Origin of the sequence: Endozoicomonas sp. ALB032 (assembly GCF_049310125.1) — a bacterium.
Classification (GTDB): Bacteria; Pseudomonadota; Gammaproteobacteria; order Pseudomonadales; family Endozoicomonadaceae; genus Endozoicomonas_A.
Genome location: NZ_JBLYNW010000001.1, coordinates 2854027 through 2879189, shown reverse-complemented (window position 1 = coordinate 2879189; position 25163 = coordinate 2854027). Strand labels below are relative to the sequence as shown.

39 protein-coding genes and 1 pseudogene are annotated in these 25163 nt (G+C 42.3%); 34 read left to right on the top strand and 6 right to left on the bottom strand.

All coding sequences use genetic code 11. The features are described 5' to 3' along the window. Positions 1-4 precede the first annotated feature (4 nt). From ACO6VG_RS10865 to ACO6VG_RS10840, 6 genes are all read left to right on the top strand, one after another. Entirely contained in the window at positions 5-454 is a 450-nt protein-coding gene (locus ACO6VG_RS10865) for a nucleotidyltransferase substrate binding protein (RefSeq protein WP_422473826.1), read from the top strand. Further along, entirely contained in the window at positions 451-705 is a 255-nt protein-coding gene (locus ACO6VG_RS10860; protein WP_422136931.1) for a UPF0175 family protein, read from the top strand. Before ACO6VG_RS10865 ends, ACO6VG_RS10860 begins: the two co-directional genes overlap by 4 nt. A gap of 408 nt (positions 706-1113) precedes the next feature. Further along, the gene (gene mntA, locus ACO6VG_RS10855; RefSeq protein WP_422136930.1) at positions 1114-1518 is read left to right on the top strand and encodes a type VII toxin-antitoxin system MntA family adenylyltransferase antitoxin; all 405 of its coding nucleotides are present in this window, start codon (positions 1114-1116) and stop codon (positions 1516-1518) included. Next, entirely contained in the window at positions 1511-1927 is a 417-nt protein-coding gene (gene hepT / locus ACO6VG_RS10850) for a type VII toxin-antitoxin system HepT family RNase toxin (RefSeq protein WP_422136929.1), read from the top strand. The genes mntA and hepT overlap by 8 nt, the downstream gene beginning before the upstream one ends. Before the next feature lie 94 nt (positions 1928-2021). Beyond that, entirely contained in the window at positions 2022-2186 is a 165-nt protein-coding gene (locus ACO6VG_RS10845) for a hypothetical protein (RefSeq protein WP_422139904.1), read from the top strand. A gap of 296 nt (positions 2187-2482) precedes the next feature. Continuing rightward, a complete protein-coding gene (locus tag ACO6VG_RS10840; RefSeq protein WP_422473824.1) occupies positions 2483-2770 on the top strand; it encodes an addiction module antidote protein in 288 nt (95 codons plus the stop codon). 200 nt (positions 2771-2970) lie between these two features. On the opposite strand, the gene ACO6VG_RS10835 is transcribed toward ACO6VG_RS10840, so the two are convergent. Further along, the gene (locus ACO6VG_RS10835) at positions 2971-3306 is read right to left on the bottom strand and encodes a hypothetical protein (RefSeq protein ID WP_422473822.1); all 336 of its coding nucleotides are present in this window, start codon (positions 3304-3306) and stop codon (positions 2971-2973) included. Between the two features lie 206 nt (positions 3307-3512). Here ACO6VG_RS10835 and ACO6VG_RS10830 point away from each other — a divergent pair, with 206 nt between their 5' ends. The 14 genes from ACO6VG_RS10830 to ACO6VG_RS10765 all read left to right on the top strand — a co-directional run bounded on the left by ACO6VG_RS10830 (position 3513) and on the right by ACO6VG_RS10765 (position 14496). Continuing rightward, the gene (locus ACO6VG_RS10830; protein ID WP_422473820.1) at positions 3513-3683 is read left to right on the top strand and encodes a hypothetical protein; all 171 of its coding nucleotides are present in this window, start codon (positions 3513-3515) and stop codon (positions 3681-3683) included. Then, entirely contained in the window at positions 3680-3907 is a 228-nt protein-coding gene (locus ACO6VG_RS10825; protein WP_422473818.1) for a nucleotidyltransferase domain-containing protein, read from the top strand. Before ACO6VG_RS10830 ends, ACO6VG_RS10825 begins: the two co-directional genes overlap by 4 nt. Positions 3908-4225: 318 nt before the next feature. After that, positions 4226-4672: a UDP-N-acetylglucosamine--LPS N-acetylglucosamine transferase gene (locus ACO6VG_RS10820; protein ID WP_422473817.1), complete on the top strand. Its 447-nt coding sequence runs from the start codon at positions 4226-4228 to the stop codon at positions 4670-4672. Between the two features lie 12 nt (positions 4673-4684). Continuing rightward, the gene (locus tag ACO6VG_RS10815) at positions 4685-5170 is read left to right on the top strand and encodes a glycosyltransferase (protein WP_422473815.1); all 486 of its coding nucleotides are present in this window, start codon (positions 4685-4687) and stop codon (positions 5168-5170) included. Continuing rightward, the gene (locus ACO6VG_RS10810) at positions 5167-5976 is read left to right on the top strand and encodes a hypothetical protein (protein WP_422473813.1); all 810 of its coding nucleotides are present in this window, start codon (positions 5167-5169) and stop codon (positions 5974-5976) included. Before ACO6VG_RS10815 ends, ACO6VG_RS10810 begins: the two co-directional genes overlap by 4 nt. 120 nt (positions 5977-6096) lie before the next feature. Then, positions 6097-7311 carry a glycosyltransferase gene (locus ACO6VG_RS10805; RefSeq protein WP_422139900.1) on the top strand — a complete coding sequence of 405 codons (1215 nt, stop codon included), beginning with the start codon at positions 6097-6099 and terminating at the stop codon, positions 7309-7311. Further along, complete coding sequence (locus ACO6VG_RS10800; protein ID WP_422136920.1) at positions 7292-8755, top strand: lipopolysaccharide biosynthesis protein; 1464 nt, start codon at positions 7292-7294, stop codon at positions 8753-8755. Before ACO6VG_RS10805 ends, ACO6VG_RS10800 begins: the two co-directional genes overlap by 20 nt. After that, positions 8727-10019, top strand: coding sequence for a polysaccharide pyruvyl transferase family protein (locus tag ACO6VG_RS10795; RefSeq protein ID WP_422136919.1), 1293 nt, complete (start codon positions 8727-8729; stop codon positions 10017-10019). The genes ACO6VG_RS10800 and ACO6VG_RS10795 overlap by 29 nt, the downstream gene beginning before the upstream one ends. 329 nt (positions 10020-10348) lie before the next feature. Beyond that, positions 10349-11488: an O-antigen ligase family protein gene (locus ACO6VG_RS10790; protein WP_422139897.1), complete on the top strand. Its 1140-nt coding sequence runs from the start codon at positions 10349-10351 to the stop codon at positions 11486-11488. 387 nt (positions 11489-11875) lie between these two features. Continuing rightward, positions 11876-12211 (top strand): acyltransferase, encoded by a 336-nt coding sequence (locus ACO6VG_RS10785; protein ID WP_422136917.1) that lies wholly within the window; start codon positions 11876-11878, stop codon positions 12209-12211. 154 nt (positions 12212-12365) lie between these two features. Further along, complete coding sequence (locus tag ACO6VG_RS10780; protein WP_422139895.1) at positions 12366-13010, top strand: polysaccharide lyase; 645 nt, start codon at positions 12366-12368, stop codon at positions 13008-13010. Continuing rightward, the gene (locus ACO6VG_RS10775; protein WP_422136916.1) at positions 12997-13644 is read left to right on the top strand and encodes an SGNH/GDSL hydrolase family protein; all 648 of its coding nucleotides are present in this window, start codon (positions 12997-12999) and stop codon (positions 13642-13644) included. Before ACO6VG_RS10780 ends, ACO6VG_RS10775 begins: the two co-directional genes overlap by 14 nt. A gap of 209 nt (positions 13645-13853) precedes the next feature. Continuing rightward, the gene (locus ACO6VG_RS10770; RefSeq protein WP_422136915.1) at positions 13854-14102 is read left to right on the top strand and encodes a sugar phosphate nucleotidyltransferase; all 249 of its coding nucleotides are present in this window, start codon (positions 13854-13856) and stop codon (positions 14100-14102) included. 106 nt (positions 14103-14208) lie between these two features. Further along, positions 14209-14496, top strand: coding sequence for a four helix bundle protein (locus ACO6VG_RS10765; RefSeq protein WP_422136914.1), 288 nt, complete (start codon positions 14209-14211; stop codon positions 14494-14496). Here ACO6VG_RS10765 and ACO6VG_RS10760 read toward each other — a convergent pair whose 3' ends face one another. After that, positions 14497-14934: a type II toxin-antitoxin system VapC family toxin gene (locus ACO6VG_RS10760; RefSeq protein ID WP_422136913.1), complete on the bottom strand. Its 438-nt coding sequence runs from the start codon at positions 14932-14934 to the stop codon at positions 14497-14499. Beyond that, positions 14934-15191, bottom strand: coding sequence for a type II toxin-antitoxin system Phd/YefM family antitoxin (locus ACO6VG_RS10755; protein WP_422136912.1), 258 nt, complete (start codon positions 15189-15191; stop codon positions 14934-14936). Before ACO6VG_RS10755 ends, ACO6VG_RS10760 begins: the two co-directional genes overlap by 1 nt. A 122-nt stretch (positions 15192-15313) precedes the next feature. On the opposite strand from ACO6VG_RS10755, the gene ACO6VG_RS10750 reads away from it, so the two are divergent. From ACO6VG_RS10750 to nadS, 8 genes and pseudogenes are all read left to right on the top strand, one after another. Further along, positions 15314-15439, top strand: coding sequence for a hypothetical protein (locus ACO6VG_RS10750; protein ID WP_422473811.1), 126 nt, complete (start codon positions 15314-15316; stop codon positions 15437-15439). Between the two features lie 82 nt (positions 15440-15521). After that, entirely contained in the window at positions 15522-15665 is a 144-nt protein-coding gene (locus tag ACO6VG_RS10745) for a sugar phosphate nucleotidyltransferase (RefSeq protein ID WP_422473809.1), read from the top strand. Continuing rightward, positions 15637-16164: pseudogene (locus tag ACO6VG_RS10740) on the top strand (sugar phosphate nucleotidyltransferase). The gene ACO6VG_RS10745 and the pseudogene ACO6VG_RS10740 overlap by 29 nt, the downstream one beginning before the upstream one ends. After that, entirely contained in the window at positions 16109-16249 is a 141-nt protein-coding gene (locus ACO6VG_RS10735) for a hypothetical protein (RefSeq protein WP_422136909.1), read from the top strand. Before ACO6VG_RS10740 ends, ACO6VG_RS10735 begins: the two are co-directional and overlap by 56 nt. A gap of 428 nt (positions 16250-16677) precedes the next feature. Then, on the top strand, positions 16678-16803 hold the full coding sequence (locus ACO6VG_RS10730; RefSeq protein ID WP_422136908.1) for a hypothetical protein: 126 nt from the start codon (positions 16678-16680) through the stop codon (positions 16801-16803). Positions 16804-16914: 111 nt separating this feature from the next. Further along, entirely contained in the window at positions 16915-17178 is a 264-nt protein-coding gene (locus tag ACO6VG_RS10725; RefSeq protein ID WP_317143429.1) for a DUF2442 domain-containing protein, read from the top strand. Positions 17179-17571: 393 nt separating this feature from the next. Continuing rightward, entirely contained in the window at positions 17572-19056 is a 1485-nt protein-coding gene (locus ACO6VG_RS10720; RefSeq protein WP_422473807.1) for a mannose-1-phosphate guanylyltransferase/mannose-6-phosphate isomerase, read from the top strand. Positions 19057-19285: 229 nt separating this feature from the next. Further along, the gene (nadS, locus tag ACO6VG_RS10715) at positions 19286-19582 is read left to right on the top strand and encodes a NadS family protein (RefSeq protein ID WP_317143432.1); all 297 of its coding nucleotides are present in this window, start codon (positions 19286-19288) and stop codon (positions 19580-19582) included. A 113-nt stretch (positions 19583-19695) separates the two neighbouring features. Here nadS and ACO6VG_RS10710 read toward each other — a convergent pair whose 3' ends face one another. Further along, positions 19696-19944: an AbrB/MazE/SpoVT family DNA-binding domain-containing protein gene (locus ACO6VG_RS10710; protein ID WP_422411907.1), complete on the bottom strand. Its 249-nt coding sequence runs from the start codon at positions 19942-19944 to the stop codon at positions 19696-19698. Between the two features lie 147 nt (positions 19945-20091). Continuing rightward, positions 20092-20322 (bottom strand): type II toxin-antitoxin system Phd/YefM family antitoxin, encoded by a 231-nt coding sequence (locus ACO6VG_RS10705; protein ID WP_422136905.1) that lies wholly within the window; start codon positions 20320-20322, stop codon positions 20092-20094. A gap of 178 nt (positions 20323-20500) precedes the next feature. Here ACO6VG_RS10705 and ACO6VG_RS10700 point away from each other — a divergent pair, with 178 nt between their 5' ends. After that, positions 20501-20749 carry a type II toxin-antitoxin system RnlB family antitoxin gene (locus ACO6VG_RS10700; protein ID WP_422473804.1) on the top strand — a complete coding sequence of 83 codons (249 nt, stop codon included), beginning with the start codon at positions 20501-20503 and terminating at the stop codon, positions 20747-20749. A gap of 376 nt (positions 20750-21125) precedes the next feature. Here the strand turns inward: ACO6VG_RS10700 and ACO6VG_RS10695 are convergent, their stop codons facing one another. After that, positions 21126-21449, bottom strand: a complete 324-nt coding sequence (locus ACO6VG_RS10695) for a DNA-binding protein (RefSeq protein WP_422473802.1) — start codon at positions 21447-21449, stop codon at positions 21126-21128. 120 nt (positions 21450-21569) lie between these two features. On the opposite strand from ACO6VG_RS10695, the gene ACO6VG_RS10690 reads away from it, so the two are divergent. The 5 genes from ACO6VG_RS10690 to tnpB all read left to right on the top strand — a co-directional run bounded on the left by ACO6VG_RS10690 (position 21570) and on the right by tnpB (position 25160). Next, positions 21570-22952 carry a phosphomannomutase CpsG gene (locus ACO6VG_RS10690; protein WP_422473800.1) on the top strand — a complete coding sequence of 461 codons (1383 nt, stop codon included), beginning with the start codon at positions 21570-21572 and terminating at the stop codon, positions 22950-22952. Positions 22953-23035: 83 nt separating this feature from the next. Further along, positions 23036-23413, top strand: coding sequence for a VanZ family protein (locus ACO6VG_RS10685; RefSeq protein WP_422136898.1), 378 nt, complete (start codon positions 23036-23038; stop codon positions 23411-23413). Between the two features lie 11 nt (positions 23414-23424). Continuing rightward, positions 23425-24423, top strand: a complete 999-nt coding sequence (locus ACO6VG_RS10680) for a sugar transferase (protein WP_422473798.1) — start codon at positions 23425-23427, stop codon at positions 24421-24423. A 42-nt stretch (positions 24424-24465) separates the two neighbouring features. After that, the gene (tnpA, locus tag ACO6VG_RS10675; protein WP_422452199.1) at positions 24466-24774 is read left to right on the top strand and encodes an IS66 family insertion sequence element accessory protein TnpA; all 309 of its coding nucleotides are present in this window, start codon (positions 24466-24468) and stop codon (positions 24772-24774) included. Between the two features lie 2 nt (positions 24775-24776). After that, positions 24777-25160, top strand: a complete 384-nt coding sequence (gene tnpB / locus ACO6VG_RS10670) for an IS66 family insertion sequence element accessory protein TnpB (protein ID WP_422452200.1) — start codon at positions 24777-24779, stop codon at positions 25158-25160. Positions 25161-25163: the final 3 nt, after the last annotated feature.

Below are 25163 nucleotides of genomic sequence, written 5' to 3'. Positions count from 1 at the left end.
GGTGATGAAGAGTAACCAAAAGCACATGGGTGAAAAAATGATCGACTTTGGAAAGTTCAAGCAGTCACTTGTGCTTCTAGAATCGCAATTCGGAAATTGGCAAACTCTGGATACCTCATTACCTTCATGGATTCAGGAAGCAGTTTCTGAATCCGTTATCCGGCGGTATGTAACCTGCTACGACTGCTTATGGAAAGCCCTGAAACACTACCTGAAAGAAGGCCTTGGTCTCCCTGATGTGCCTAACAGTCCAAAGCCGCTGTTTCGGATAGCCAATGAGAACCGCTTACTAACATCTGATGTCGCTCAGTGGATGACATACGCAGACACTCGCATCGGAACTTCTCACGACTACGATGGGAAAAAAGCAAAAGCTGCACTAAATATTATGGATGCCTTTATCAAAGATTCCGTAAAGCTTTATGTAAGCATGAGCGATGAAACCTGGTCATGAAAACAGCGTTGGAAACACCTGACCTGAATGCTCTGTTGGGCATTCCATTTACAGACCAAATACTGGAACAGGGAGTGGCAATTAACCTGGCCATTCATTTGTTTCGAAATGACGTGGTTACCCTTGCTAAAGGGGCCAGGATAGCCCGGGTTCCACTGGGTGATTTTATCCAGATTCTGGGTGCACAAGGCATTCCTGTAGTTGACCATGACCCTGCGGATCTGGACAGTGACCTTGAAAACCTTGGATAAGCCGAGGATACTTCGCAAATCGTAGCCAATAGCAGCCCAATAATTGCCTTTGATAATCACCAGAAATTCAACACCAACAGTGAAAATCAGCTTTTTACACTGACTTCCCTGCTGTTTCTTAAGAAAGACATCAATGGGTTTACGCACTATTCGGCTGACAGTTACATAGCAGATATGGAAGACCTGAAACCAGCAGCTATTTTTTATGATCATTACGGTTCAGGTACTTAACCCAGATCACCAGTGCACAGACAATGGAAAAGAAAATAGCCAGAGCCCAGGCGAAAGGGTTCATCTCAATCATGGTCAGACTCCAAATGAAAGCCCAGACCCCGGTTTTTCCTTGGAAAAACCCGGCAAAAAAGTTACGTTGCCTAAACCATTACCGATAGAGCTAATATCAAACCAATGGAACCACTGCACAAGGCAGTCATCATCTCATTTCTCAGGCAAGCTTATGGTGACTTGTCACAAGGTATACTGCTCTTTGGGAGCCATGCCAACGGCACAGCCAATAAAGAAAGTGACATAGACTTGGGTATTTTGATTGACGGTATGGCTGACCCGGTTGAACTATGGGAAAACGCCCAGACACTAGCCAGCCAGGTGAATACCAATATTGACCTGATAGATTTACGCGCAGCAACTACTGTACTACAGCATGAAGTGATCAATACAGGAATCTGGCTGTGGCAGCAAGATACCCTAACCTGTGACTTATTCGAACTCCAGGTTATGTCGTTGTACCAGCAGCTACAATACGATAGACGGGAAATCCTGGACGACTTACAAAGAAGGCTGCGTAATGAATGACATTATTCTTAACAAATACTCAATCATTCAGCGCTGTATTGCCCGTATTAATGAAGAATACAAAGGTCATGAGTCTGAACTGGCGACAAATTACACTCAGCAGGATTCTATAATTCTGAATATTCAGAGAGCCTGCCAGGCTGCCCAGGATATGGCGAACTACGTTATCAAACTGAAAAAATTGGGAATCCCCCAGAATGCCAGAGAATCTTTCCAGCTACTAAACGATCATGGACTAGTATCAGCCCCACTCACAGTCAGTATGACAAAAATGGTGGGGTTCAGGAATATAGCGGTTCATGAGTACCAAAAATTGAACATAGCTATTCTCAAATCTGTTATAGAAAACCATGTTGATGAAATTAACGGGTTCGCAGAAGAAGTTATGCGCAGTTTTAATAAGGATTGACAATGAAAGACCTGAACATGGTTTTCCTGACCCCGGTTTTCCTTTCCGGTTTTTGTAACTTGAACACGTATCCAAATGGATACATACTTCTTTAATGTACTTGCTCAAGACCACTGACCACTTCGAGAAGTGGTTGAACAAACTCAAAGACAAGCCGGGCAAGGCTCGAATCCTGGCCTCTCTGAAATTGCTGGAGCAGGGGCACATCGGGGACTGGAAATCAGTTGGAGGCAAAGTGTCAGAGCTTCGGGTGCACTAGGAGGCCGACCGAGAATAGACTGCCCTACTGCGGCGGCAGCAAATTGGTCTAAAAATCCGCTTTTGTTCGTCAAATAGCTCGCTATTCTCCTCACAAAACCGAATTTTCATCCTCAATTTTCTGCCGTCCTCGCTACGGGCGCTATTCTCGGTCGGCCTCCTAGGGGGCAGGCTATAGGATCTACTTTGCCAGGCAAAAGGATATCATCATCGTATTACTCAATGGTGGTGACAAGTCCAGCCAGTCCAGAGACATTGAAAAAGCAAAAGCCATTTTAAAAAATCTGGAGGCATGACATGAGCAGGAAGCTAAAGACCTTTGATGCATCAGAGTATCTTGACGACAGTGAAACGATTGCAGAGTACCTGAATGCTGTCATTGAAACGGGTGACCAGGCTTTGCTCTTATCGGCTATTGGTGATATCGCCAAGGCAACAGGGATGCAGAAGATAGCCAATGACTCAGGCCTTGGTCGGGAAAGTCTATACAAAGCCCTGGCACCAGGTGCGAAACCAAGGTTTGAAACAGTGTTCAAAATTCTTCAGGCTCTGGGAGTGAGTTTGAAAATCAGCCCTCAGCATTAGTGTTATTCTGGCATCGGACAATACAAAGTATAAAAGTATAATAAGGATGTTGGGTTACATTGTGAACGATGAAAGACCTGACCCCGGTTTTCTTTCTATTATCAGTAACCCTCGCCAAGCTTGGTAAGTTGACAACAGCTAAAAGACAGCCTTTTGCATCACGGGAGAAGTCCCGTGGATGCTGTTGTCAGGTGCCGTGGTTATTTTTGGAGGTGGTTTACAATGATAGCCAGAGTGTCTTCAATCTTGTCAAAACGTTCACGGTTTTCTTGCTGGTTAGCGTCGATCTTGTTAAAACGTTCACGATTTTCTTGCAGGTTAACGTCAATCTTGTCAAAACGTTCACGATTTTCTTGCTGGTATTGGCGAACTTCTTGCTGGTTAGCGTCAATCTTTTCATTAAGTGACTCAATAGCTATTTCCTGCCGTGCGCTGTGCAGGTACAGCTTCCTAATATCGTCCTGTGAGTTTTTTACACTGACCTCTATGCGACTGATGGCATTAAAGAAATCATCTGTGTCTTTATCGTGGTTCACGCGTACACCCTGTGATTATTTCTTGTGCGTTGAGCATAGCAGACAATAAAAGATGGCACAGAGACACCTAACCTTTTTCTGACCATCTGTGCTGTCACTGCCAGCGCAGAAAGCCAGATGTATTTTGTCAGTGTTATCATCTTCGTTAAGTTTTTGAATGGATGCAAAAGCGACATATCCTCAGTTCTGCCGACAGCTGGCGGAAAATGCGTGAAATTCGCAATGCATTTTCTCACGACTACCCGGAAGCTGAATCAAAGCGGGCTGAGGCGCTTAACATGGCATGGGCTGTGGCTCCCGAACTGATTGAAATCACCGAACAGTTCGAAGCCTATGTACTCAAGCTCCACAATATAAAGTTAGGCGGCGGTCATTGAGAATCAGTCCGGAACAGAAAGACGACATCATCGAGTTGGTCAGGAAAGAGATCAGCCAGCAGGCCAGGGTCTGGCTCTTTGGCTCCAGGGTCAGAGATGACGCACGGGGTGGCGATATTGACTTGTTGATTGAAGTCGATGGTTTAAGCAACCTGGTCGAAAAGAAAACCACTTACGCCTGGCCACGGAAAACCGGTGGGGTGAACAAAAAGTGGATATTCTGATTCACGACACCCAGCACCCTGAACAGCCCATTCAGCGAATTGCCAAGCTGGAAGGTGTACGGTTGGTTTGATGTAGATGTTTTTAGACATTTTAGAGTCAAACTGCTGAACAATACGAAAACCTTCAAAACGGGCCTGAAGAGAAAACAAAAGAAAGCTGCTATAAGTATAAGCTAACTGGCTGATGTCCTTGCTGGGGAGGCGATTTCATAATTTTGCCGTAATGTCTGAGTAGAGCAGAGCAACAGTTAATGATTCAGGATTAAAGAACTACCCCCAGTTGATTAATTGGTTAACTAAAAACGGAATAAATTCAAAATGAAAAAAATTCTTGCTGTGGCTTCCGGTGGTGGTCACTGGAAGCAACTAATTAAATTGAAACCTGAATTAGAAAAAGCAAATATAATATATGCAACAACTATCAAAGGTTTGGCTGAACAAGAGGGTATTAAAAACTCATATATCTTGCCTGAAGCTAGCAGTACTGAAAAGTTAAAAATACCCAATCTTCTTTATGAAGTCATTAAAATGATTGTTAAGGAACGGCCAGATATTATTATTTCGACAGGTGCTGCACCAGGCTTATTAACAATAGTGTGTGGTCGGCTATTAGGCTCAAAAACACTATGGGTCGATAGCATAGCAAATGGTGAAAAACTTTCTATGTGTGGTAGATTATCCACCTTCTTTGCGCATAAAACGCTTTCACAATGGGAAAACCTTTGTGATGGTAGAAAAGTTTTTTATCATGGTTCAATTATTTAAGAGATAAGTACATTGATATTGGTTACTACAGGCACACAGTTTCCTTTTGACCGAATGGTTCTTGCTGTAGACAAGTGGGGCAGTATAAATAGTGAAGTAGAGATATTTGCCCAAATTGGTAAAGGTGGAATTAAGCCACAACATATAGAGAGTACTGATTTCTTAACTCCAGTACAGTATTCAAGCTTGCTAAAAAAAACAAAGGTTATAGTAGCGCATGCTGGCATGGGTTCTATTTTAACCGCTTATGAATTGAATATTCCTATTATAATTTTCCCTAGAAGTTTTGCTCTTGGTGAGCATAGGAATGATCATCAAACATCAACAGCAAACAAATTTAAAGATGTATCTGGAATCTATGTTGCGACAAATGAAACTGAAATACACAACTACTTAGATAAATCGAATAGATTAAAGAAACCTGAACAAAAAAATAATCCTGAATATTACAAGTTGAAAAATTTCATCAATTCTTTTATTGAAGGGAATGAATTATGAAATTCTTACTTATGACAACTTCAATATTAAGCGAAAAAGCAATAAAGGAATTAGAACGCCTGTTTAACAGTATTGAAGAATCAGAGAACAGGCTAGAAAAAATTAAACACATAGTTCTTCTTCAAAACTTTACAGAAGAATATCAGTTTTTTATAGAAAAACACTCGAGATTAATTGATTTCATGACTTTTGATTCAAAAATGTCTTTATCAAAAGCACGAAATCTAATGTTAGCAAAGGCTAGAAAAGAAGGTACTTTGACAAATGTTGATATAATTGCTTACCCCGATGACGACTGTTGGTATACAAAAAGTTTTCTGGAATACATTAGCTCTATCTTTGCAAGCAAAAACAACCTTGACTTCTTATTTTGTAAGTATTCATCTAAGCCGGTAGATGCATTGGATAGTAATAAACCAAAAAAAGCTAAAATTACTGATCTAATAAAAAATGCTTCATCAAATACTATATTTGTCAGGTCAAATATAGCAATAAATGCAGGTGGCTTTGACGAATCATTAGGTGTGGGCACACCAAATAATGGGGGTGAAGATTTGGATTATGCAATAAAATTATTCTTATCATCTAGGTCAACAGAATTTATTGATAATGAACTGGTTGGTCACAGAGATAAAATATTAGAACTGAAAGAAAAATATTTCCAAGGTAGCCATATTGCTTTAAGAAAACATGCATTTAAAAAACCAACCCTTTTTTACCAATGGTTTCGAAAATTGATTGTTGGGATCGTATTGATTATTAAAGGAGACATGAATATTACTAAACTTATGAAGGCTAAATATTAAAGAACGAACACTTCTAGTTTTTTTGAAAAACCATATCAATTTATTGAAAAGACGCTAATGATCCACCGTATAAAATATACAGCATTAATTACAAAGCACACTAACAACTAAACAATGACTATGAAAGCTATTTTTGTATGTGAACGATTACCAAGCTTGGGCTTCAGTGGCGCTCAAAGCTACAACCTTAATATAATTAATGCATTGTTAGACTGTGGTTATGAGGTAACTGTAATAATAACTGGTGACTACTTTCCTGCTATCTTTTCAAGCAAATACGAAATCAAGCATCCACAAGTTAAAACTAAATATGTAAATGCGGTAAAGATTTTTAGTATTTATCTGTCTAAATCATGGCGTTCATTTTTAAGGCCATTAAAAAAAATAAGTTATTTGTTTTTTGATAGTCATAGTCCTCAAAAAAAAATGACAATTGGTAAGTTTTTATCAAAAAGAGATACCAACTCTACAAAAAAACTGATTACGAAAGAATGCAGCTTAGTTGTTGTAGACACAATATTTAGGTCAGCAATTATTGATGAGCTATCGTCAAAAAAAATATTAATAGCGCATGATGTATTTTTTGATCGGACTAAATCATTTCAAAAACGGGGTTATGAAGTATCACCTAGTATTACAAAGGATAAAGAGATTGGTATATGGAAAGAATTTGATTGTATTGCAGCAATCAATATTGAAGAGATGGATTTAATATCTTCATTAATAAAGAATAAGTCAGTGGTAACCATTTATCCAAGTGTTTCTAATAACACCTATCCGGCATTACGTACTTATAATGGATCTAGTATCTTATATATTGGTGCTAATGCAAACCACAATGTTGATGGGCTTAAATGGTTTTTTAATGAAGTTTGGCCAACCATTCTCAAACAGCATCCAAATATACATTTAAATATTATCGGTTCAGTTTGTGATGCTTTTCAAAGCCCGCCAGAAAATGTCAACTTCCTTGGTCGATTAGATTCCATAGAGGAAATTGCTAAAGACTGCCTATTTGCAATCAATCCGGTATTAATGGGGAGCGGGATAAAAATAAAAATTCTTGATTACTTAGCTTTAGGGTTACCGACAATAACCACAAAAGAAGGTGGATACGGGTATCCGAAGGGTGATCATGTGCCATATATTTGTGTATCAACAGCTAGTGAGTATATCAATGCTATTTCTAGCTGGATAGGTGACCGTAAATTAGTAACTGAAAGAGCAGAATATTGTTCGGCTGTTTTAGAGATTTTTACAAGGAAGTCTGCAGCAAAATCAATGGCTGGTTGTTTTAAAAAATTAGGTTTGAATAGTGACACAGATACGATCTAGCTTATTATGGTCAGCAGTAAAAAACTCTCTAGTCCGATTCAGTGGTGCTATTACTTTTATAGTAATGGCCAGGGTTTTGGAAACAGAACAACTAGGTATATTTTCAGCAGTTCTTGCAGTTTTAGCATTCCTAGAAATTTTTAGTGATGGTGGTATTAGTGATGCTCTTATTCAAAGAGAAAAGCTTAATGATATAATATTAAATACTGCTTTTGCTATAAATATTGTCATTGCCCTTATACTGGTTGTTTCGGTATGGTCTTTTTCAGACAACTTGGCTTTTCTTTTGCCAATGGAGGGAATAACAGAAATTCTTAAATTTGGTAGCCTTGCACTATTAATGAACGCTATTGGCTTTGTACCACAAGCGTTACTCAGGAAAAATTTTAAGTTTAAATGGCTGGCAATAAGAGCAGCTTGGGGTGCTCTAATCAGTAGTGTTTTTGGTATAACCCTTGTATTGGCAGGCTTTGGTGTATGGAGCCTACTGGCTCAGTTTCTATTAATGGCTCTTGTAAATGTGGTACTGGTTTGGAAAGGAGTTGACTGGCGTCCAAGCACTTCTTTTTCGATTACAGAAGCCAAACCGCTAGTTAAGTTTGGATCAAATTTAATTGGAGCTAAAGTACTGGATTATTTTTCAAATAGATCTGTAGAAATCTATGTGGTTACAATTTTTGGGCCCGTATCACTTGCTTTGTATGTAATGGGGCAAAGATTATACAGTCTGGCCATGCAAGTTATTTCTGCTGTGACCGTAGATGTATATATGCCCAAGTTTTCATTGTTAAAATCTTCCCATGAGGAACTTAGCAGTTGTTACTATAGAGCAGTAACTGTTACAGCTGCTATTGGCACACCCATATTTATTATACTAGCTATTTTGTCGCCTGAAGTCGTTAATATACTTTACTCGCATAATGGGCAAGGTTCTGAAAGGGTGGCCTTTTATCTTTCTATTTTAGGTGCAATACAAGTTATTCAGTTTTATAATGGTACTCTTCTAAATGCTATAGGGAGGCCAGATCTCACTCTTAAAATACTTTTAGTAAAAAGTATTGGAGTGTTGACATTAATGATATTTGCCACAGAAGTAAGTTTTTCTGACTTTGTTTTTTTCTACTTCACAGTCCAACTTTTTATTGTACCAGCCAGTTTTTTGATGGTCGCAAAATACTCCAAAACCTCATTAATTAATATTGTTAAAAAAACATATCCGTTTTTCTTAGCTTCCACTGCAATGGCGTTTAGTGTTACTCATCTCAGAGATCACCCGTTATTATCTTTGAATAATTCCCTTCTGAGTTTATTTTTACTTGGAATAATTTCAGTATCAATTTATTTTTTTGTTTTGGTGACTTTCTTTAATTCGAAAGCCAATTTAGTTTTGAAAATTGTATTAGGTGATAAATATTATGGTTTTTCACAATCAAAAAAAAAGTAAGGAAACAAAATCAATCAAATCTCAGATTAGAGAGTTTATTTTGCCACCGCTAATGTTTACTTCGTGGTATTTTTTAAAACGCAAGATAACTCCTATCAAAGTTGATAATTGTGTTAAAAAATTGGTATTTTTCTCACCCCATACAAGCAACCCTTTCGGCTCTAAAGGTGATGAAGCAATGCTTATTGCACTTGTCAATAAGTTAAAGGTTCAAAACCCTGATATCGAGTTAGCAATAGCGGTTGAACCTGGAGCATTTGTTTCTCCTTTGAAAAAGCTTGATGTAAAACCAATTGAGTGCTGGTCTTATCCATGGAGCCTTAAAAATATTTTTGCCCATGTAAAGGATTATGATGCAAGTATTTGCATAGGTGCAGATGTTATGGATGGCTATTATTCTGACATTAAGTCACTGCGGCTTTGGCTAATTTCAGATTTGATGGCTCGACATGGAAAAAAAACAATAATAGGAGGGTTTTCATTTAATTCTTTGCCTGCTACTTTTACCAAACTCTTTTTAACTAAATTTATATCAGACAAAATCATTGTAAATTTAAGGGACTCTTGTTCTTTAAAGCGCTATGATCAAATAGCTCGCTTTGATGCCAAACTCGTCGCAGATAATGCATTTATGCTTGCTCCTACTTTAAGTAAAGAAGTGAGTGATATAAAAAAATGGGTTGAGATACAGAAAAATAACAAAAGAATGGTTGTTATTTTTAACATCCACCCGATTTTAGTTCCTGATCGTTCTAAAGAAAAACTGACCTCAATGATTAACAGCTGTGCACAAACTGTTGACTTTATCATATCTGAATATAATGCAAGCGTTTTATTTGTAGCACATGATTTCAGAGATAAAAACACTGGTGATGTTTTTATGTTGAATGAGATTTATTCCAAGTGTAAGAGTGATAAGAGTTATCTTTCAACAGTATTCAATGATATTCCTGCCTCAGACTTAAAGGGTTTAGCATCATTGGCTGATTTGGTGATTACAGGACGAATGCATTTATCAATAGCAGCCTTAGGCTCAGGCGTACCTATATTAGGAATAACCTATCAAGATAAATTTGAGGGTCTTATTAAACATTTCGAACTTCCAAGTTACGTGCTTGCATCACCAGAGAAGATTATTGACGCTTCATTTTTTAAAAAATTTTGTGAGCATGGGATTCATAATGTAGATGAACTCAAAAAAAATGTTCAATCCAAAGTAGAGGTTGTCAGTTCGCTTTCAGAAAAAAACATACGATTAATTTGAACAGTTTAAATGTTGTCTAGTCTCACTCTTGGTAAAACAGTATTTAAGTTACTAACTTGTGATTTTTAATTTGTAAAATTCGGTTTTCAATTCTGGCTTGTTTAAAGGAGGTGCTACTTTGCTTTGGCAGGCGTAGTTCGTATTGTAGCAAAAAGCAAAAAATACTGTTCTTATTCTCGATTAACTAGTTACAAGTTTTTGTGCTTTAAACCATAAGAATTGCTTAAATCAATTACCCCCCACATATGTCATTCGGTAAATTTATACTTTAGTAATCTGTTATAGATTTATAGCCAGGTTGTATTTCAATATTGGTTTTTTAAAAGATAATGATTTTCTACCAGCTTTTTTCATTTTCATTGCTTTTATTAGTATTAAATGTTGGAATGGTTTTTAATGTCGGTTTTGCAAATCCAATAGAAAAATCCTTCCTACTACTTTCAGCATTGGTACTAATTTTTAGACGGCATTTTGATCATAGAATAATAGCAATACTATTTGTTATTTTAATGATCACTCTTTTTAGTGCGATCCTGTCAGATTACTCTGATTTTAGTTGGATTATTTACGGAAAAGCTTTATTTCAAATAATTACAATTTTTATTTTCTTATCTGCCAGATTAACTGAGGCTGAAATAAGGTTCGTCTTAAAGGTGGTTACCTGGCTACCAACTTTTTCAATACTAATTGGTATGTTTTATTGGGTTGCTTTTGGCAGAAGCATATTTAGTTATGAGTTTGCTAGTGGTTTACCTAGGCTACAAGGTTCGTTAATACCTGCCTATCTTGGAGCCTATTGTATTGCAGGTTGTTATTCATCTTTAAGGTATGCTGATACATATGATATACGTTATCTCTGGTTAGTTTTTATTAATACAGTCATACTTATCTTAACTGGAGGGAGAATGGCGCTATTTATTGGTGCTCTTCTCTGCTTTCCAGTTTTCTGGGGTGGCTTCAAAAACTACATGAATCTAAAACGACTCATAATTATTGCAGCAGCTATATTTTTAATTTTATTTTTGATATTGTTGGGCGATGTTATAATTGGTCGTATTTTTCAAACACATTTAAGTGGCAGAGAAATCATTTGGGATTATCTTAACGACGTACTCGCCAAACATTGGTGGTTTGGTGTTGGTTATGGGCATCAGGCTACAATCCTTCCAGATGAGGTTAGAATTTTAGTGGGTGGAACAATAAGTGCGCATAATGAGTATTTGAGAGTCGCAGTGGAAATTGGATACATCCAAACTATTGTATTCTATTCTCTTTTGCTCCTCGCACTTATTCTCAAGGCTAGGCTGACAGAATGTACTAAGCCCTTTGAAATAATTTGGTCCAGCATATTATTTTTATTAATTTGTATAACTGAGAATGCAATTTCTTCAGTTTCTGGTTTTTTGTTCTTAATTGTTGTTGTAATGACTCGCATGGAACCAATGCGTACTTCTATGCGACAACCGTAAACTATTTACCTCTTGCTAGGATTTTGCAATGAGTAATCAAAATAGAATTAGCTCTCGTAGTAAAAGTGGAGGGGACAAAAAACTGTTTTAAATACTTTTGTGTTTTAAAATTTAATAACCAAATAATAAATATAAACTCCCTCAAAAAAGTCTATTAAAAATTAATAATCCTTCATAGGTTGGGCTTACTACGAGGCTTAGAGACTTATGAAGCTGACATATTCATTTTTTTGAGTGATTCCAAATTAACTTTATTTTCTTTTAAGAACTTAACGAAAGATGACTCTAAACAAATTCCTTTTTTTACAAAGAGCTTTAGTAAAGCTGAGATTGTTTTGGTATACACATTTTTGGGGAATGAAGATACATAAAACAGTCGTTATATCTATGAGTGCAAAACTAGATAAAACCTACCCTAAAGGAGTCAATATAGGTGAATACTCATACTTAGCATTCCGATGCTCAATCCTGACGCATGATATGACTAGGGGGATTAAAACGAATACTATTATTGGCAAAAACTGCTTTATCGGTGCTAACAGCATTATCTTACCAGGCATAACTGTTGGTGATAACAGCATTGTGGCTGCTGGGGCTGTAGTAACAAAAAATGTACCCAACAATTCTATTGTTGTAGGTAATCCGGCAAAGTTATTACGGTCCAATATCTGTGTAGATAAATATGGAGTTCTCATTGCAGAGAATGATCATTCCACGAAATAAAATCCTATTTATTCTCTCGTCTTTTTTACTATTCACTCTGTATGGTTGCACAAGCACCCTTACCAAGGAAAAGCCTGCAACAGGCTGCCAAATCTTATGGAAGCCTAACTCGGAGAATTTAAGATTCAAAGGTAGTTCCGCATCATCTATTATCATGGCGCTTGCTCCAGATGATTCACCGTCACTAAAGAGAAATGTTTTTAAGGGTCCAAATGATATAGCACAAATCAAACTTACTTTATTTGATCGCAATATAACAGCTGCCAGAATAACCTTTGATATTTTTCTTGAAGATGGATTTGAGTTCAGTCGCGGTGGTCATAAGCTACCACTCGGTTTATGGGGTGGCAGTTTGGATAGCAGATGCCTTGCAGGTGGTTGCCCACCTACAAGGCAAGATGGATTCAGTATAAGGTTGATTGAAAATCAAGGACTCCTCGGTTTATACATATATAACCTAAACAGGTCATCAGGTTCGGATAAGAAAGTATATGGCTCTACTCACATTAGCTCCACTTATATTGAATCTAATCGTTGGCACAAAATAGCTATAGATGTTTTCTTGAACTCCCCTAATAGAAACGATGGTATGTCCTATCTCTGGTTGAACGATAAGCTCGTTTTAATTGTGAGAGACTTGATTTTTAGAAATGCAGATGACTGGTTTATTCGTGGACCACTCCTGACTGAACTATGGGGGGGAGATATTTATCTATGGGGCAGTCAATCACCAAAAGATCAGAGTATTTGGTTTAAAAATTACAGAATTAACAAACTAAATTGCCATGAAGATTTATGATTTAATATTTATTGTTTTGATTACTATGATATCGACTCCCACAGAAGCATATGAAAATAAAAATAATATTGAGATCATTGCTATTGGGACAAGCTTGACAAAGCGCGGTATATGGTTAGAAGAATTAAGTAACGAATTAAGCAAATGTTTATCAGCTCCAGTAAAGCACCTAAATTTCGGATACCCTGGTAGAAACATTGAATATGGTTTAAGTCAACTTGATCTTATTCTTAAAAATAGAGCTGATTTTTTTCTTATTGAATTTTCGGTTAACGATGCCGACCTTATTAAAGGTGTAACGTTTACTAAAAGCAAGGAGCAAACAACAACACTAATAAATAATATAAGAACAACTTATCCTGAAGCCAAGATAATCATGATGAAGATGAATCCTGCTCTTGGCTTAAAGAAAGTAATGCGACCTAGGCTTAAATCTTTCTACGATATTTATGACCAGTTTGCCACGCTCCATAATGTATTTGTGATTGATTTTTATGAAAAATGGGAAAGTATACTTTCTGATGAACTTAAAGAAAATATTCCAGATGGGATTCACCCTGCACCCACCTACGCAGCTAGAGTAATGGTTCCACCACTTTTAAAACTCCTAAGTAACGAAAACTGTACTAATTAGTTCTAAATACATAACAAAATAAAATCATATGTTATCTTGCTAGCAGGCTACAAAAACCCAGAAATATACTTAAAAAACTAAATCGCCTTACACCTAATCTTTACTTTAATCGGTAAGCCTTAATATACCTAGTGTTAAATATTATTCCTTTTATTACATGTCAAGATTGACTACATCATTCATTACCTTGAGTTAACGTAAGAATATCTATGTTTTTAACACCCGTCATCATGTCCGGCGGCACCGGCAGCCGCCTCTGGCCCCAGTCCCGCTCTCTATACCCTAAGCAGTTCCTGCCACTGGTAAACGAACAAACCATGTTGCAGAACACACTTTCCTGGCTTGACGGGTTGGATTCGGTATCGGATCCGTTAGTGATTGCCAATGAAGAACACTGCTTCCTGGTAGCAGAGCAAGTCCGCCAGATGGGGGGCGGTGACTTCGGCCATTATTCTTGAACCTGTCGGTAAAAACACGGCACCCGCCGTCGCTCTGGCAGCCCTGAAAGCTCAATCCCTGTCTGAAAAGTAAGACCCATTACTGCTGGTATTGGCTGCGGACCATGTGATTCAGAATGTACAAGCTTTTCATCAGGCGATTGAAGCTGCATTACCTGCGGCAAGCGTTGGTGTATCAGTGCCATCCAATATTGCGGAAGGTGCTGGGCGGGGCAGCAACAAGGATTACTTGCGCTTTCTTTATATTGCCAGAGGTGCACTTCGTGAATTGGAAACACAGCTTATTATCGTAGGTGAGCTGGGTTTTTTTCCACCTGGAACCATATTAGCGAAAGTCGATGGGCTATTCAGAGTGCTGTCAGGCTTAATCAGCGCCATCAAAAAAACTCAATAACTATTCTCTATTCCCAGCCCAAAACTCCCAAGGATTTAACAATTTCACCCCTGTCTGTTCAAAGTCCTTAATGTTCCGGGTAACGACCGTCAGTTGATGGGTGATTGCTGTGGCAGCAATCATGGCGTCCCGCTCGGATTTTGGATTGGGGATATGTAACCGGGCACAGGTCAGGGCAATCGTGGTATCTAGTGGCAAAATGCGCCCCTCGAAAGCGGGTAGCATTCGCTCGTTCATCCATGCTCTGAGCGACCGGCCCTGCACTGGGTCTTTCCTGTCTTTCAACAGGATGCCCATTTCTATTTCCAGGACGCTGATGACTGATAAATAGAGTTCATTCGGTGCCACGGTTGTGGCCCAATGACTCACTGAAGGATGACCTTTGCCTGCACTGCACTTGCGCAGCTCAGACACAACATTAGTATCAAGCAGGTACATCAGGAAAAATCTTCCGGTTTCAGGAAGTTGTCTTTCAGGGGCAGCGCTTCCAGATCGGCATCCTCCACATCGGGCATCGCCAGCAGCTCGAGTATGTTGGCTGCATTGCGGGTAATCTCTTTATAGTGTTCGATATTAAGCAGGACATGGGTGACGGTCCCTCTGTCGGAAATAAATACCGGCTGCTTGAGCGCAGATCGTTTAGCCTCAGTAACATTCTGGTTGAATGTCCGTGATGAAATGGTCGTTATACTCATATCGAAATCCCTCTGCCCCTATTAACTTTTCACTATTAACTATTCACCACGTAGTAATGTAGCTACATTATTTATGGTTTTCAAAGTTTATAAATAACGTTTATGTGGCGGGCCACCAGGGCATGGTGGGCTCGGCTATTGTTCGTCAGCTGTCTGGACAGGCTGATATAGAACTGATCACCCGAAGTCGTGATGAGTTAGATCTGACCAATCAACTGCATCAACACACCAAAGACTACTTTCTTTAATTTTTTTTGGCTGCAAAAGCACGGTGAAAACCTGTGCTAAAAAAAAGTCTGTGCCTCCGTTAACTCTTGGCAAATATCCTCTATGAATTTAATACCCGTTATCATGTCCGGCGGCTCCGGCAGCCGCCTCTGGCCCCAGTCCCGCTCTATATACCCTAAGCAGTTCGGAGTTCCTGCCACTGGTAAACGAACAAACCATGTTGCAGAACACACTTTCCCGGCTTGATGTGTTGGATTCGGTATCGGATCCGTTAGTGATTGCCAATGAAGAACACCGCTTCCTGGTAGCAGAACAAATCCGCCAGATGGGGCGGCAGACTTCAGCCATTATTCTCGAACCTGTCGGTAAAAACACGGCACCTGCCGTCGCTCTGGTAGCCCTGAAAGCTCAATCCCTGTCTGAAGAGGAATAACCATTACTGCTGGTATTGGCTGCGGACCATGTGATTCAGAATGTTCAGGCTTTTCATCAGGCGATTGAAGCTGCATTACCTGCGGCAAGCGATGGCAAGCTGGTGACCTTTGGTATCGTACCTACCCATCCGGAAACCGGGTATGGCTATATTAAGGCCAGTAAAACATTAACCGGGAATAGTGAACAGGTTTCTCCGGTAGACAATTTTGTGGAAAAGCCAGATTTAGAAACGGCTCAGGGCTATCTTGCTTCCGGTGACTATTATTCCCATTGGTGTCGTGCATCGACTGGAAAACCCCGGCAAGTTTGACCTTGAGTTGATTGAGGTGCAGAGCGGCGGGTATCTGGGTGAGGATGATATTGTGCGGTTTGAGGATACGTACGGTAGGGTGTAATGAGTCGTGGGTGAATGCCGCCACCCGCTGCCCGCCTCACGTTAATCGCAAGCGTTTTGTTCTTTTGGTAAGCGGGCACAGGGCAGCGTTTCTTGGCATTCACTATTCCCTCATAAGCCAAAGGTGATTGCTCCCCGCCCTGTCGAGGGTGTTGCAAAACTCCAACAACTCGTTCCCACGCTCTGAGGTTGTCGCAAAACTCCAACGGCTCGTTCCCATGCTCTGAGGTCGTCATTCCCGCGAAGGCGGGAATCCAGCGCCAACGGCGGATCTCTGTCTCGGGGATGACAAGGCCAGGGGGCACCGGGCGGTTTGGTTCTGGTGGTGAGTCAGTGTGGATTCCTGCCTTCGCGTGAATGACGAGAGTGAAGTCGGGGATGACAAGGCCAAGGGGGCACCGGGCAGTACGGTTCTGGTGGTGAGTCAGTGTGGATTCCCGCCTTCGCGGGAATGACGAGAGTGAAGTCGGGGTTGACAAGGCCAGGGGGGGCACCGGGCAGTATGGTTCTGGTAGTGAGTCAGTTTGGATTCCCGCCTTCGCGGGAATGACGTGAATGAAGCCGGGAATGTCGGGAGTCAACTCGTTCCCACGCTGGAGTCAGTTTTGCGACACCCTCTAAGGGCAATAGATCTCCAACCACTTGGGCGTATAGCAGGAGCTGATAATGATTAAAATTGTTCAGGCTGTTTATCAGACAAGGCTGGAAATAAAGCTTCGCTTTTCTGATGGCAGCTTTGGTGTTATGGATTTTAGTGAAATGTTGTCACATAAAACCAGCCTTACCCTGGCTTTAGAGGATGGCGTTTTTTTTCAGCGCTTCTTTATCGAGCTGGGTGCTCTTTGCTGGCCTAATGGCCTGGAGTTCAGTGCGGGCAGCCTTTATAAAAGGCTGGAAGAATCCGGTAAACTGGTTAAGCCAGCTGCATAGGAATTGTCTTCTAAATAAGTTGCCTATGGGGCAAATAAGCTTTTAAATTTGCGTAGCTCCGAGACAACGTTGGTATCAAGCAGGTACATCAGGAAAAATCTGCCGGTTTCAGAAAGTTGTCTTTTAAAGGCTCTGCTACCAGATCGACATCCTTCGCTTCGGGCATAGCCAGCAGTTCAAGAATATTGGCAGCATTGCGGGTGATCTCTTTATAGTGATCAATATTGAGCAGGACGTGAGTAACGGTCCCTAACTCCCTATTGCGCTGAAGATTTGAGTCTTAATCCTGTGTTGGCGATCGTCGCCTTGTCTTAAGGCTCAAATCTCCATGCTTATCACAAGTGTATTAAGACACCAAAGATTATTTTTTAAAAAGACTGAACCTTAAAAATTATGAATTTAATACCCATAATCATGTCCGGCGGCTCCGGCAGCCGCCTCTGGCCCCAGTCCCGTTCTTTATACCCAAAGCAGTTTCTGCCGCTGGTCAATGAACAGACCATGCTGCAAAACACATTGAGCCGGTTGGATGGGCTAAACTCTGTTTCCGCTCCAATGGTGATTGCCAATGAAGAGCACCGCTTCCTGGTAGCAGAGCAGTTTCGCCAGGTGAATCGCAAAGCCTCTGCAATTATTCTGGAGCCAGTGGGGCGGAATACTGCACCTGCTGTTGCCTTGGCTGCTTTAAAAGCCAAGACCCTCTCCGAAGATGAAGAACCGCTGTTATTGGTATTGGCTGCGGATCATGTGATTAATGATGTCAATGCTTTTCATCAGGCTGTTGAGGCTGCGTTGCCAGCGGCTCTTGATGGCAAGCTGGTCACTTTCGGGATTGTGCCTGGTCATCCGGAAACAGGGTACGGTTATATAAAAGCCTTGAACGACAGTGAGACAAAGGCACAAGGTTTTTCTTCTGATGAGCAAAAAGAAACCTTTGAGCCTTCGAGCCTTTCTGCTGAAAAAATAATGCCTGTGGAGCATTTTGTAGAGAAACCAGATCTGGAAACGGCACAGGGTTATCTGGCTACAGGTGACTATTACTGGAACTCCGGCATGTTCCTGTTCAAAGCCTCGCGCTATCTGGAGGAATTGAACAAGTTCCGTCCGGATATTCTGGAAGCCTGCCAGAAAGCCATGGAAGTACAAACTGCTGATCTGGACTTCGTCCGTTTGGATGAATTGGCCTTTAAAGCCTGCCCGGAGGAGTCCATAGATTACGCCGTGATGGAAAAAACCACCGATGCAGTGGTGGTTCCCTTGGATGCAGGCTGGTCTGATGTTGGCTCCTGGTCATCGCTGGCAGATATTTCTGAAAAAGATGAGGTTGGAAACTCCACCCTGGGTGATGTTCTGCTTCATGATACCCGTAACACTTACGTGCGCAGTGAGAAAAAACTGATTGCCACCCTGGGCGTCGATGATCTGGTGATCACCGAAAGCGATGATGCCATTCTGGTGGCCCATAAGAACCGGGTGCAGGATGTTAAAAAGATTGTTGAACGGCTAAAGGCAGCTAACCGGTCTGAAGCTAAATTGCACCGTAAGGTTTATCGCCCCTGGGGTGCCTATGACTCGATTGATATGGGCGACCGCTTCCAGGTTAAGCGCATTACTGTTAAGCCGGGTGCACAGCTTTCTTTACAGATGCACCATCACCGGGCCGAACACTGGATTGTTGTGAAAGGCACTGCGCTGGTCACCAATGGCGATCAGGAAATTCTGCTGACTGAAAACCAATCGACTTATATTCCTATTGGTGTCGTGCATCGACTGGAAAACCCCGGCAAGTTTGACCTTGAGTTGATTGAGGTGCAAAGCGGCGGGTATCTGGGTGAGGATGATATTGTGCGGTTTGAGGATACCTACGGTAGGGCTTGATTGACGCCGCCCGCTGCCCGAAAACGCACAGCTCTTATCTTTTATGGGGAGCGCGAGGCGAGCGGCGCTCCTTAACTATTCATTCCCTGTGAAGAAGCCGGTATCTGGTCATTCATTGTGCATAACCAGCAAATCTGCTACATGCTGTATGCCTACACCAAAAACCGACAAAAAGACTTAACAAGTGCCGAGAAAAAGTTACTGTCAGAACTAGCGAGGGAGTTTTGCAATGAGTGACCATGAATTTAACTTTGATGAATTGGTGGAGAGCGTCAGGGAAGCGATCGACATTAACAAAGGCATTAAGAAACCTTCACGGTCGTTCAAATATGAAGAGATTGACGTCTTTGCTATCAGGAAGGCAACGCACCTTTCACAGGAGAAGTTTGCCGCCCTCCTTGGTGTGAGCATCAAGACAGTGCAGAGTTGGGAACAAAAGGTGAGAAAACCGCTCGGGCCAGCCAGATCGCTACTTATTATGTTTCGCAACAATCCTGCCCAGGCAATGGCTTTGCTTCATCAATGAGAACGTGATATAGACCTGTTAAATAAGAATTCTCGAAAAAGAAAAAAGATTTTATGCAGGCTGTTCAATGTGTTGCGAGCCATAACGCAACAGCACATTGGTAGCCACAGCAGTCATTGTTCGCCCCGGAATTTTCTGGCGGCTTTGCCTTTGATGGCTTTTTTGGTGTTCTCTGGCGTCAGGGGCAGATGGGTATCAGCGGATAATTTGATGGTGCCAGAGAGATCATCGGAGTTCATTTTTACCAAATGTGCCACACCGTCGCGCTCGAAAACCTGTATAAAGTCGCCTGGTTTTAGCCCGAGCTTTTGGCAGATGCTTTGAGGAATAGTCACTTGCCTTTTGGTCGTTAATTTATGCACATCGCACCTCTTTATGTATTACTGTGTTGCAATAGTAATATTATCTGTAGGCACAGATTGTACACAGGGCAACTATTATCGCTACTCGCTGCCCGAAAAGTGGAAAATGACCTTGACCAGCTGCAAACGTACAGTTATTAAGGATGATCATTGCATGGCTTTCCATGGCTCGTTGGTGCATTCCGTGAGATCATCGGCCTGTGATTTTGACGCCAGCTCGTTCAGAGCTTTACCGGCTGATTGTCTCAGGGCGACAGGTGAGGCAATCGTGGCCAGCATTTCGCCATTGGAAGTGACCGTAACTGGTTGACCTGCCTGAGCTTTTTTTAGATAGCTCAACAGATTGGCTCGTAGTTCACTGATATTGATCAGTTCCATGGTGATCTCTTTTTTGTACGTAAATTTTGTACAAAATAGCAGATTCAGTGAACCCCAGGCTTGCTTATTGACGTGATTTAATCCTGTTACACTTGTTGGCCCTCTTTAAGTGATACTGGCAAATTTGACCTTGAATTGGTCGAGGTTCATAGCGGGGTATCTGGGTGAGGAAATCAAAATGATTAAATTTCGCAAGGTCGATAACTCGGAAATAGCAGTGATTACTGCTATTGCTGGATATCATCCTTTGCAACATTTAAAAGCATTGAGTGTTGAGCTTAAGTCTATTGATTATTGTGGCGTTGTCGTATTTGACCTTTTGGTTTTTAATGGCCAGAGTGATAACCGTTTTGCAACATTATTTTTTAATGGAAAAAGCTTCGACAGAGCATCATTGATTCGACGAGTTTCCAGGCCGGGACGCTGAGCGCTGGACCAGTCAATATGTTCATAAATGCTGTCGTGGCCCTCATCAAAGGCCTGGTCAAATTCTTTGGCTTTCATAAGCGGCTATCTCTTTGGCTCTTGAGCGGCGTATTGAAATAATTGAGGTTTTATCTTTACTGGCGTAAATATGGCAGTCCAGTGCTTCCCGGCGTATTTGGCAATGAACAGGAAACTGGCGACATTAGATTAGGGTCACGGCCAGCCAAAACCCGAAAGACTAAAACGGTATGAAGCTGGTGCGGGAAGAAAGCAAGCCGATTTCCGGGGATACCGGGTTGCGGAAGGCGGATAGCGTTCATTAACTATTTCCGACTCACTCGAAATCGCCCATCCAGCCTGACCAGAACTTTCAGAGCTTATGGCTGAGGCACGATCTGAACCTGCAATGAAACCTGCATTTTTTCTCGCAGTGCAGAAAATATATCTGCCAGATTATCCATACTGGGATTTCCTTTGCCCGATAACATTCGATGAAGGCTTTTGCCGGATTTTTGGGTAGTATTCGCCAACTGCTCGAAACCGATCGTGGCATTTACCAAATCCCTTAGAACCATTCGGGCGGCATCGGGCTCACCGTTAAGGAACAGGGTTGCGGCTTCGTCCAGAAGGGTACAAGCAAAATCAGGATCTCGTTCTGCCCGGGCCTGTATTGTCTTTTTGCAATCTCGTGTTAATGGCATAGCGAAGTTCTCACTGGTTTTTGGCTTATATCAACATTAGAGCCGGATTGTTTTTCTTTTATTGAGGCAACTTAGTCAATAAATCAGCTGGTTGCCGGACTTTTATTTTCGGGGTTTACAATGACCAAACGCTCTTGTTTCAAGGCTTACGATATCCGTGGCCGCATGCCTGATGAATTGAATGAAGCTGTCGCCTGGCGGATTGGCCGGGCAACAGCGGAATATCTAAAACCCAAAACCATGGTAGTGGGGGGCGATATTCGCTTGTCTACGCCTGAGTTAAAAGCTGCTCTGAGCGACGGTCTTCGGGCAGGCGGGGCGGATGTGATTGATATCGGCCTTTGTGGCACTGAAGAGGTTTACTTTGCCACATCGCACCTGAAGGCAGATGGCGGCATTATGGTCACGGCCAGCCATAACCCGAAAGACTACAACGGGATGAAGCTGGTGCGGGAAGAAAGCAAGCCGATTTCCGGGGATACCGGGTTGCGTGAAATTCAGCGGTTGGCTGAAGATGTGTTTGTGGAGCCAAATAGAACGGGCTCCCCGGATACCCCATTAGGTTCTTATCGGCAGATCAGCAACCTTGCTCCCTATGCCGATCACATTCTGGGGTATATCAAACCGGATGAGCTAAAGCCTCTGAAACTGGTGGTCAATGCCGGCAATGGCGCTGCCGGGCATGTGATTGATGCCATTGAGGAACGGTTTAAGGCATCTGCTGTGCCGGTGGAGTTTGTGAAGATTCACCATGAGCCGGATGGTCACTTTCCCCATGGCATTCCTAACCCGCTGTTACACGACTGTCGGCAGGCAACGGTGGATGCGGTTCTTGAGCACAAGGCCGATATGGGCATTGCCTGGGATGGGGATTTTGACCGTTGCTTCCTGTTTGATGAAAAAGGCCAGTTTATTGAGGGGTATTATATTGTCGGGCTGTTGGGCGAGGCGTTTTTGGCTCACTATCCCGGTGCGAAAATTATCCATGACCCCCGATTGACCTGGAATACTACTGATCAGGTTGCCAGTGCCGGTGGTGTGCCAGTGTTGTGTAAAACAGGCCATGCTTTTATTAAGGAACGGATGCGGGAAGAAGATGCGGCCTATGGCGGAGAGATGAGTGCGCACCATTATTTCCGTGACTTTGCCTACTGTGATTCCGGGATGATTCCCTGGTTACTGGTGGCGGAGTTGATGTCCCATAAGAACAAGAAGCTTTCTGAACTGGTGGCCGAGCGGATTGCCCTGTTTCCATCCTCTGGTGAGATCAACAGTACATTGGATAATCCACAAGCGGCTATTGATCGCACTCTGGCAATTTATGAAAAGGATGCGGTGGCGGTGGACCATACCGATGGTATCTCTCTGGACATGGGTGACTGGCGATTTAACTTGCGCCTTTCTAACACTGAGCCAGTGATTCGGCTGAATGTGGAAAGCCGGGGGGATGTGGCGCTGATGGAAGAAAAAACATCTGAACTGTTGAGTTTGATTCGGCAGTGATTGTTTTGGACACGGAGGCACGGAGTTTTTCTTTTTAAAAAACTCATTCTCCGTGCCTTTGTCGCCAATAAACAGGGTTGTGAATGGTACGGATTATAGCGGCTGGCTGGCTGGCCTTTGTGGTGATTCTTTCCGCCAGTAAGAGTCTGGGCTATGGCAAATGGGCCTGGGGCAGTATTGAGCATTTTCTGGGCGGCAATTTGCAGATGCATTTTGTCATGGCGTTTATCCTCTCTGCATTGGCACATCTGGCCAGCTCAGGATTCTGGCAACGGGGCTGGTTGTTAATACTGTTGATTATTGGCTGTGCACTGGATGAAAGCGTGCAGTTTTTTTTACCCCTACGAAATTTTAACCCGCTGGATTTTCTCGTAACCTGTATCGGGTTGTTGTTGGCTGCTTTGCCGTTTATGGTAGCGCAGTGGAGAATTCTGAAGAAGAGTTGTACTCCAAAAAGATAGAGTCTATGTAAATGCCTACCTCTTTGTTATCGGGCCGCTCCCGGCTGCCTCTTTTTTCTCTGGTGATTATGGACATAGCCATCGCAATTGGTTGTGCTGAGCTGTCCGAATATATCCGTTTTGGGAATCATGCCACCCATTATGTGAATGCGATGGCCATACAGGCCCTTTTAGTCGTGGTTTTTTCGTTTTTGTGTGATGTTTACTCGCCGTGGCGGGGGCGTAAACTCATTGAGCGGCTCAGCAGAGTTTTTGCTGCATGGCTTCTGTCGTTTATGACGTTGTTTGCCATTTTGGTATTGACCAAAACCTCTGCGCAGTATTCCCGAATCTGGTTATTGATCTGGGGGGTGGGAGGCATTTTCATGGCGCTGCTGACCCGCTTTGTTCTCTATCGTATATTGATGTCGATTCGACGGCGCGGTCGCAATACCCGGCATGTGCTGGTGATTGGCGAAGGCCGTAACTTTGAGGCAATGCGCGCCTATTTTTCCAAAGACAACAGCTTGGGTTTCCGTTTGCAACATGTGATTGAGCATCACAATAATGAGCAGGCACTGGCAGAGCTACAAGAATACCTTGCTGAAAATAAAGGCTTTGATGAGTGCTGGCTTTGTATTCCTTTTAACAAAAACTCTCTGCTTCAGCCGGTGCTGTTCACCCTGCGCCACAGTACCGCCAACATTCGTTACATGCCAGGGCTGCAGGATCTGCCGCTGTTAAACCATAACATTACCAAAGTCGGTGATTTTGTTACCCTGGATATCAGTTGCTCCCCCATGGACAACAGTAACGCTTTTATTAAACGGATGTCTGATATTCTGTTTGCTAGCCTGATTCTGTTGCTGATATCACCCGTGATGATAGGTGTCGCCATTGCCGTGAAGCTTTCGTCACCGGGGCCAGTGTTTTTCAGGCAATACCGTCACGGTGCTTCTGGCAAGCAGGTGAAAGTGTATAAGTTCCGCGTAACCGCTCATTTGAGGACGTCTTCAAAAATCACAACCTGACTGCCAGCCTTTCCCCTGCAAACAACGCAGGAGATACCTAACGTGAAGCAACTGACAAAACCCTTTACCCGTCTCAACCCTGAGCAGTGGCAACAGATCATTGATCAGCAAATAGCCAGTGGCTTGAGCCAGAAAGCTTTTTGCCAAACTCAAAACATAAGCCTGGCAACATTCACAAACTGGAAGCGCAAACTCAGGGATAACGACAACACTGACTCCTTTGATATCGCTCAGGCTTCTGCCCCGGAATGGGTTGAAGTCCCAAACGGGCTGACTGAACCTCCAGCCAGCTTAAACTGGCAGTTGGAACTTGAGCTGCCCGGTGGTGTTATTCTTCGTATGCGTCGCTGATCATGTTTTTTCCAGAATCTCAGGTTCGGATCTGGCTCTACAACCGGCCCACCGACATGCGTAAATCCTACGACGGCCTGTCTGCCCTGGTGAGAAACAAACTTGAAGAAGACCCACTCAGCGGCCAGCTGTTTGTCTTCATCAACCGCAAACAAACCCAGTGCAAGGTGCTGTATTTTGATCGCAGTGGATACTGTATCTGGAGCAAACGACTGGAACAGGGTCAGTTTCATACTCATGCAGGCAAATCCATCAAGCAAACAATGGCGTGGACAGATCTGAAGCTCATCCTTGAAGGCATTGATACCCGCTGCGTTCAGCAATATAAACGCTACAAACATCAACCGTCCCGTTACACAAAAGGAGAGTCAAAGGTCTATCTTTAACCG

What these genes read in the sequence shown, in the direction of transcription:
- mntA (WP_422136930.1), top strand. Translation starts at nt 1,114, where the DNA reads ATGGAACCACTGCACAAGGCAGTCATCATCTCATTTCTCAGGCAAGCT.
- ACO6VG_RS10680 (WP_422473798.1), top strand. Translation starts at nt 23,425, where the DNA reads ATGCCTACCTCTTTGTTATCGGGCCGCTCCCGGCTGCCTCTTTTTTCT.
- ACO6VG_RS10725 (WP_317143429.1), top strand. Translation starts at nt 16,915, where the DNA reads ATGATTAAAATTGTTCAGGCTGTTTATCAGACAAGGCTGGAAATAAAG.
- ACO6VG_RS10775 (WP_422136916.1), top strand. Translation starts at nt 12,997, where the DNA reads ATGAAGATTTATGATTTAATATTTATTGTTTTGATTACTATGATATCG.
- ACO6VG_RS10810 (WP_422473813.1), top strand. Translation starts at nt 5,167, where the DNA reads ATGAAATTCTTACTTATGACAACTTCAATATTAAGCGAAAAAGCAATA.
- ACO6VG_RS10790 (WP_422139897.1), top strand. Translation starts at nt 10,349, where the DNA reads ATGATTTTCTACCAGCTTTTTTCATTTTCATTGCTTTTATTAGTATTA.
- ACO6VG_RS10745 (WP_422473809.1), top strand. Translation starts at nt 15,522, where the DNA reads ATGAATTTAATACCCGTTATCATGTCCGGCGGCTCCGGCAGCCGCCTC.
- ACO6VG_RS10865 (WP_422473826.1), top strand. Translation starts at nt 5, where the DNA reads ATGAAGAGTAACCAAAAGCACATGGGTGAAAAAATGATCGACTTTGGA.
- ACO6VG_RS10795 (WP_422136919.1), top strand. Translation starts at nt 8,727, where the DNA reads ATGGTTTTTCACAATCAAAAAAAAAGTAAGGAAACAAAATCAATCAAA.
- tnpB (WP_422452200.1), top strand. Translation starts at nt 24,777, where the DNA reads ATGTTTTTTCCAGAATCTCAGGTTCGGATCTGGCTCTACAACCGGCCC.
- ACO6VG_RS10840 (WP_422473824.1), top strand. Translation starts at nt 2,483, where the DNA reads ATGAGCAGGAAGCTAAAGACCTTTGATGCATCAGAGTATCTTGACGAC.
- ACO6VG_RS10830 (WP_422473820.1), top strand. Translation starts at nt 3,513, where the DNA reads ATGCGTGAAATTCGCAATGCATTTTCTCACGACTACCCGGAAGCTGAA.
- ACO6VG_RS10760 (WP_422136913.1), bottom strand. Translation starts at nt 14,934, where the DNA reads ATGTACCTGCTTGATACTAATGTTGTGTCTGAGCTGCGCAAGTGCAGT.
- ACO6VG_RS10755 (WP_422136912.1), bottom strand. Translation starts at nt 15,191, where the DNA reads ATGAGTATAACGACCATTTCATCACGGACATTCAACCAGAATGTTACT.
- hepT (WP_422136929.1), top strand. Translation starts at nt 1,511, where the DNA reads ATGAATGACATTATTCTTAACAAATACTCAATCATTCAGCGCTGTATT.
- ACO6VG_RS10780 (WP_422139895.1), top strand. Translation starts at nt 12,366, where the DNA reads ATGGCGCTTGCTCCAGATGATTCACCGTCACTAAAGAGAAATGTTTTT.
- ACO6VG_RS10820 (WP_422473817.1), top strand. Translation starts at nt 4,226, where the DNA reads ATGAAAAAAATTCTTGCTGTGGCTTCCGGTGGTGGTCACTGGAAGCAA.
- ACO6VG_RS10705 (WP_422136905.1), bottom strand. Translation starts at nt 20,322, where the DNA reads ATGGAACTGATCAATATCAGTGAACTACGAGCCAATCTGTTGAGCTAT.
- ACO6VG_RS10750 (WP_422473811.1), top strand. Translation starts at nt 15,314, where the DNA reads ATGGTGGGCTCGGCTATTGTTCGTCAGCTGTCTGGACAGGCTGATATA.
- ACO6VG_RS10805 (WP_422139900.1), top strand. Translation starts at nt 6,097, where the DNA reads ATGAAAGCTATTTTTGTATGTGAACGATTACCAAGCTTGGGCTTCAGT.
- ACO6VG_RS10695 (WP_422473802.1), bottom strand. Translation starts at nt 21,449, where the DNA reads ATGCCATTAACACGAGATTGCAAAAAGACAATACAGGCCCGGGCAGAA.
- ACO6VG_RS10700 (WP_422473804.1), top strand. Translation starts at nt 20,501, where the DNA reads ATGATTAAATTTCGCAAGGTCGATAACTCGGAAATAGCAGTGATTACT.
- ACO6VG_RS10845 (WP_422139904.1), top strand. Translation starts at nt 2,022, where the DNA reads ATGTACTTGCTCAAGACCACTGACCACTTCGAGAAGTGGTTGAACAAA.
- nadS (WP_317143432.1), top strand. Translation starts at nt 19,286, where the DNA reads ATGAGTGACCATGAATTTAACTTTGATGAATTGGTGGAGAGCGTCAGG.
- ACO6VG_RS10690 (WP_422473800.1), top strand. Translation starts at nt 21,570, where the DNA reads ATGACCAAACGCTCTTGTTTCAAGGCTTACGATATCCGTGGCCGCATG.
- ACO6VG_RS10770 (WP_422136915.1), top strand. Translation starts at nt 13,854, where the DNA reads ATGTTTTTAACACCCGTCATCATGTCCGGCGGCACCGGCAGCCGCCTC.
- ACO6VG_RS10860 (WP_422136931.1), top strand. Translation starts at nt 451, where the DNA reads ATGAAAACAGCGTTGGAAACACCTGACCTGAATGCTCTGTTGGGCATT.
- ACO6VG_RS10785 (WP_422136917.1), top strand. Translation starts at nt 11,876, where the DNA reads ATGAGTGCAAAACTAGATAAAACCTACCCTAAAGGAGTCAATATAGGT.
- ACO6VG_RS10720 (WP_422473807.1), top strand. Translation starts at nt 17,572, where the DNA reads ATGAATTTAATACCCATAATCATGTCCGGCGGCTCCGGCAGCCGCCTC.
- ACO6VG_RS10685 (WP_422136898.1), top strand. Translation starts at nt 23,036, where the DNA reads ATGGTACGGATTATAGCGGCTGGCTGGCTGGCCTTTGTGGTGATTCTT.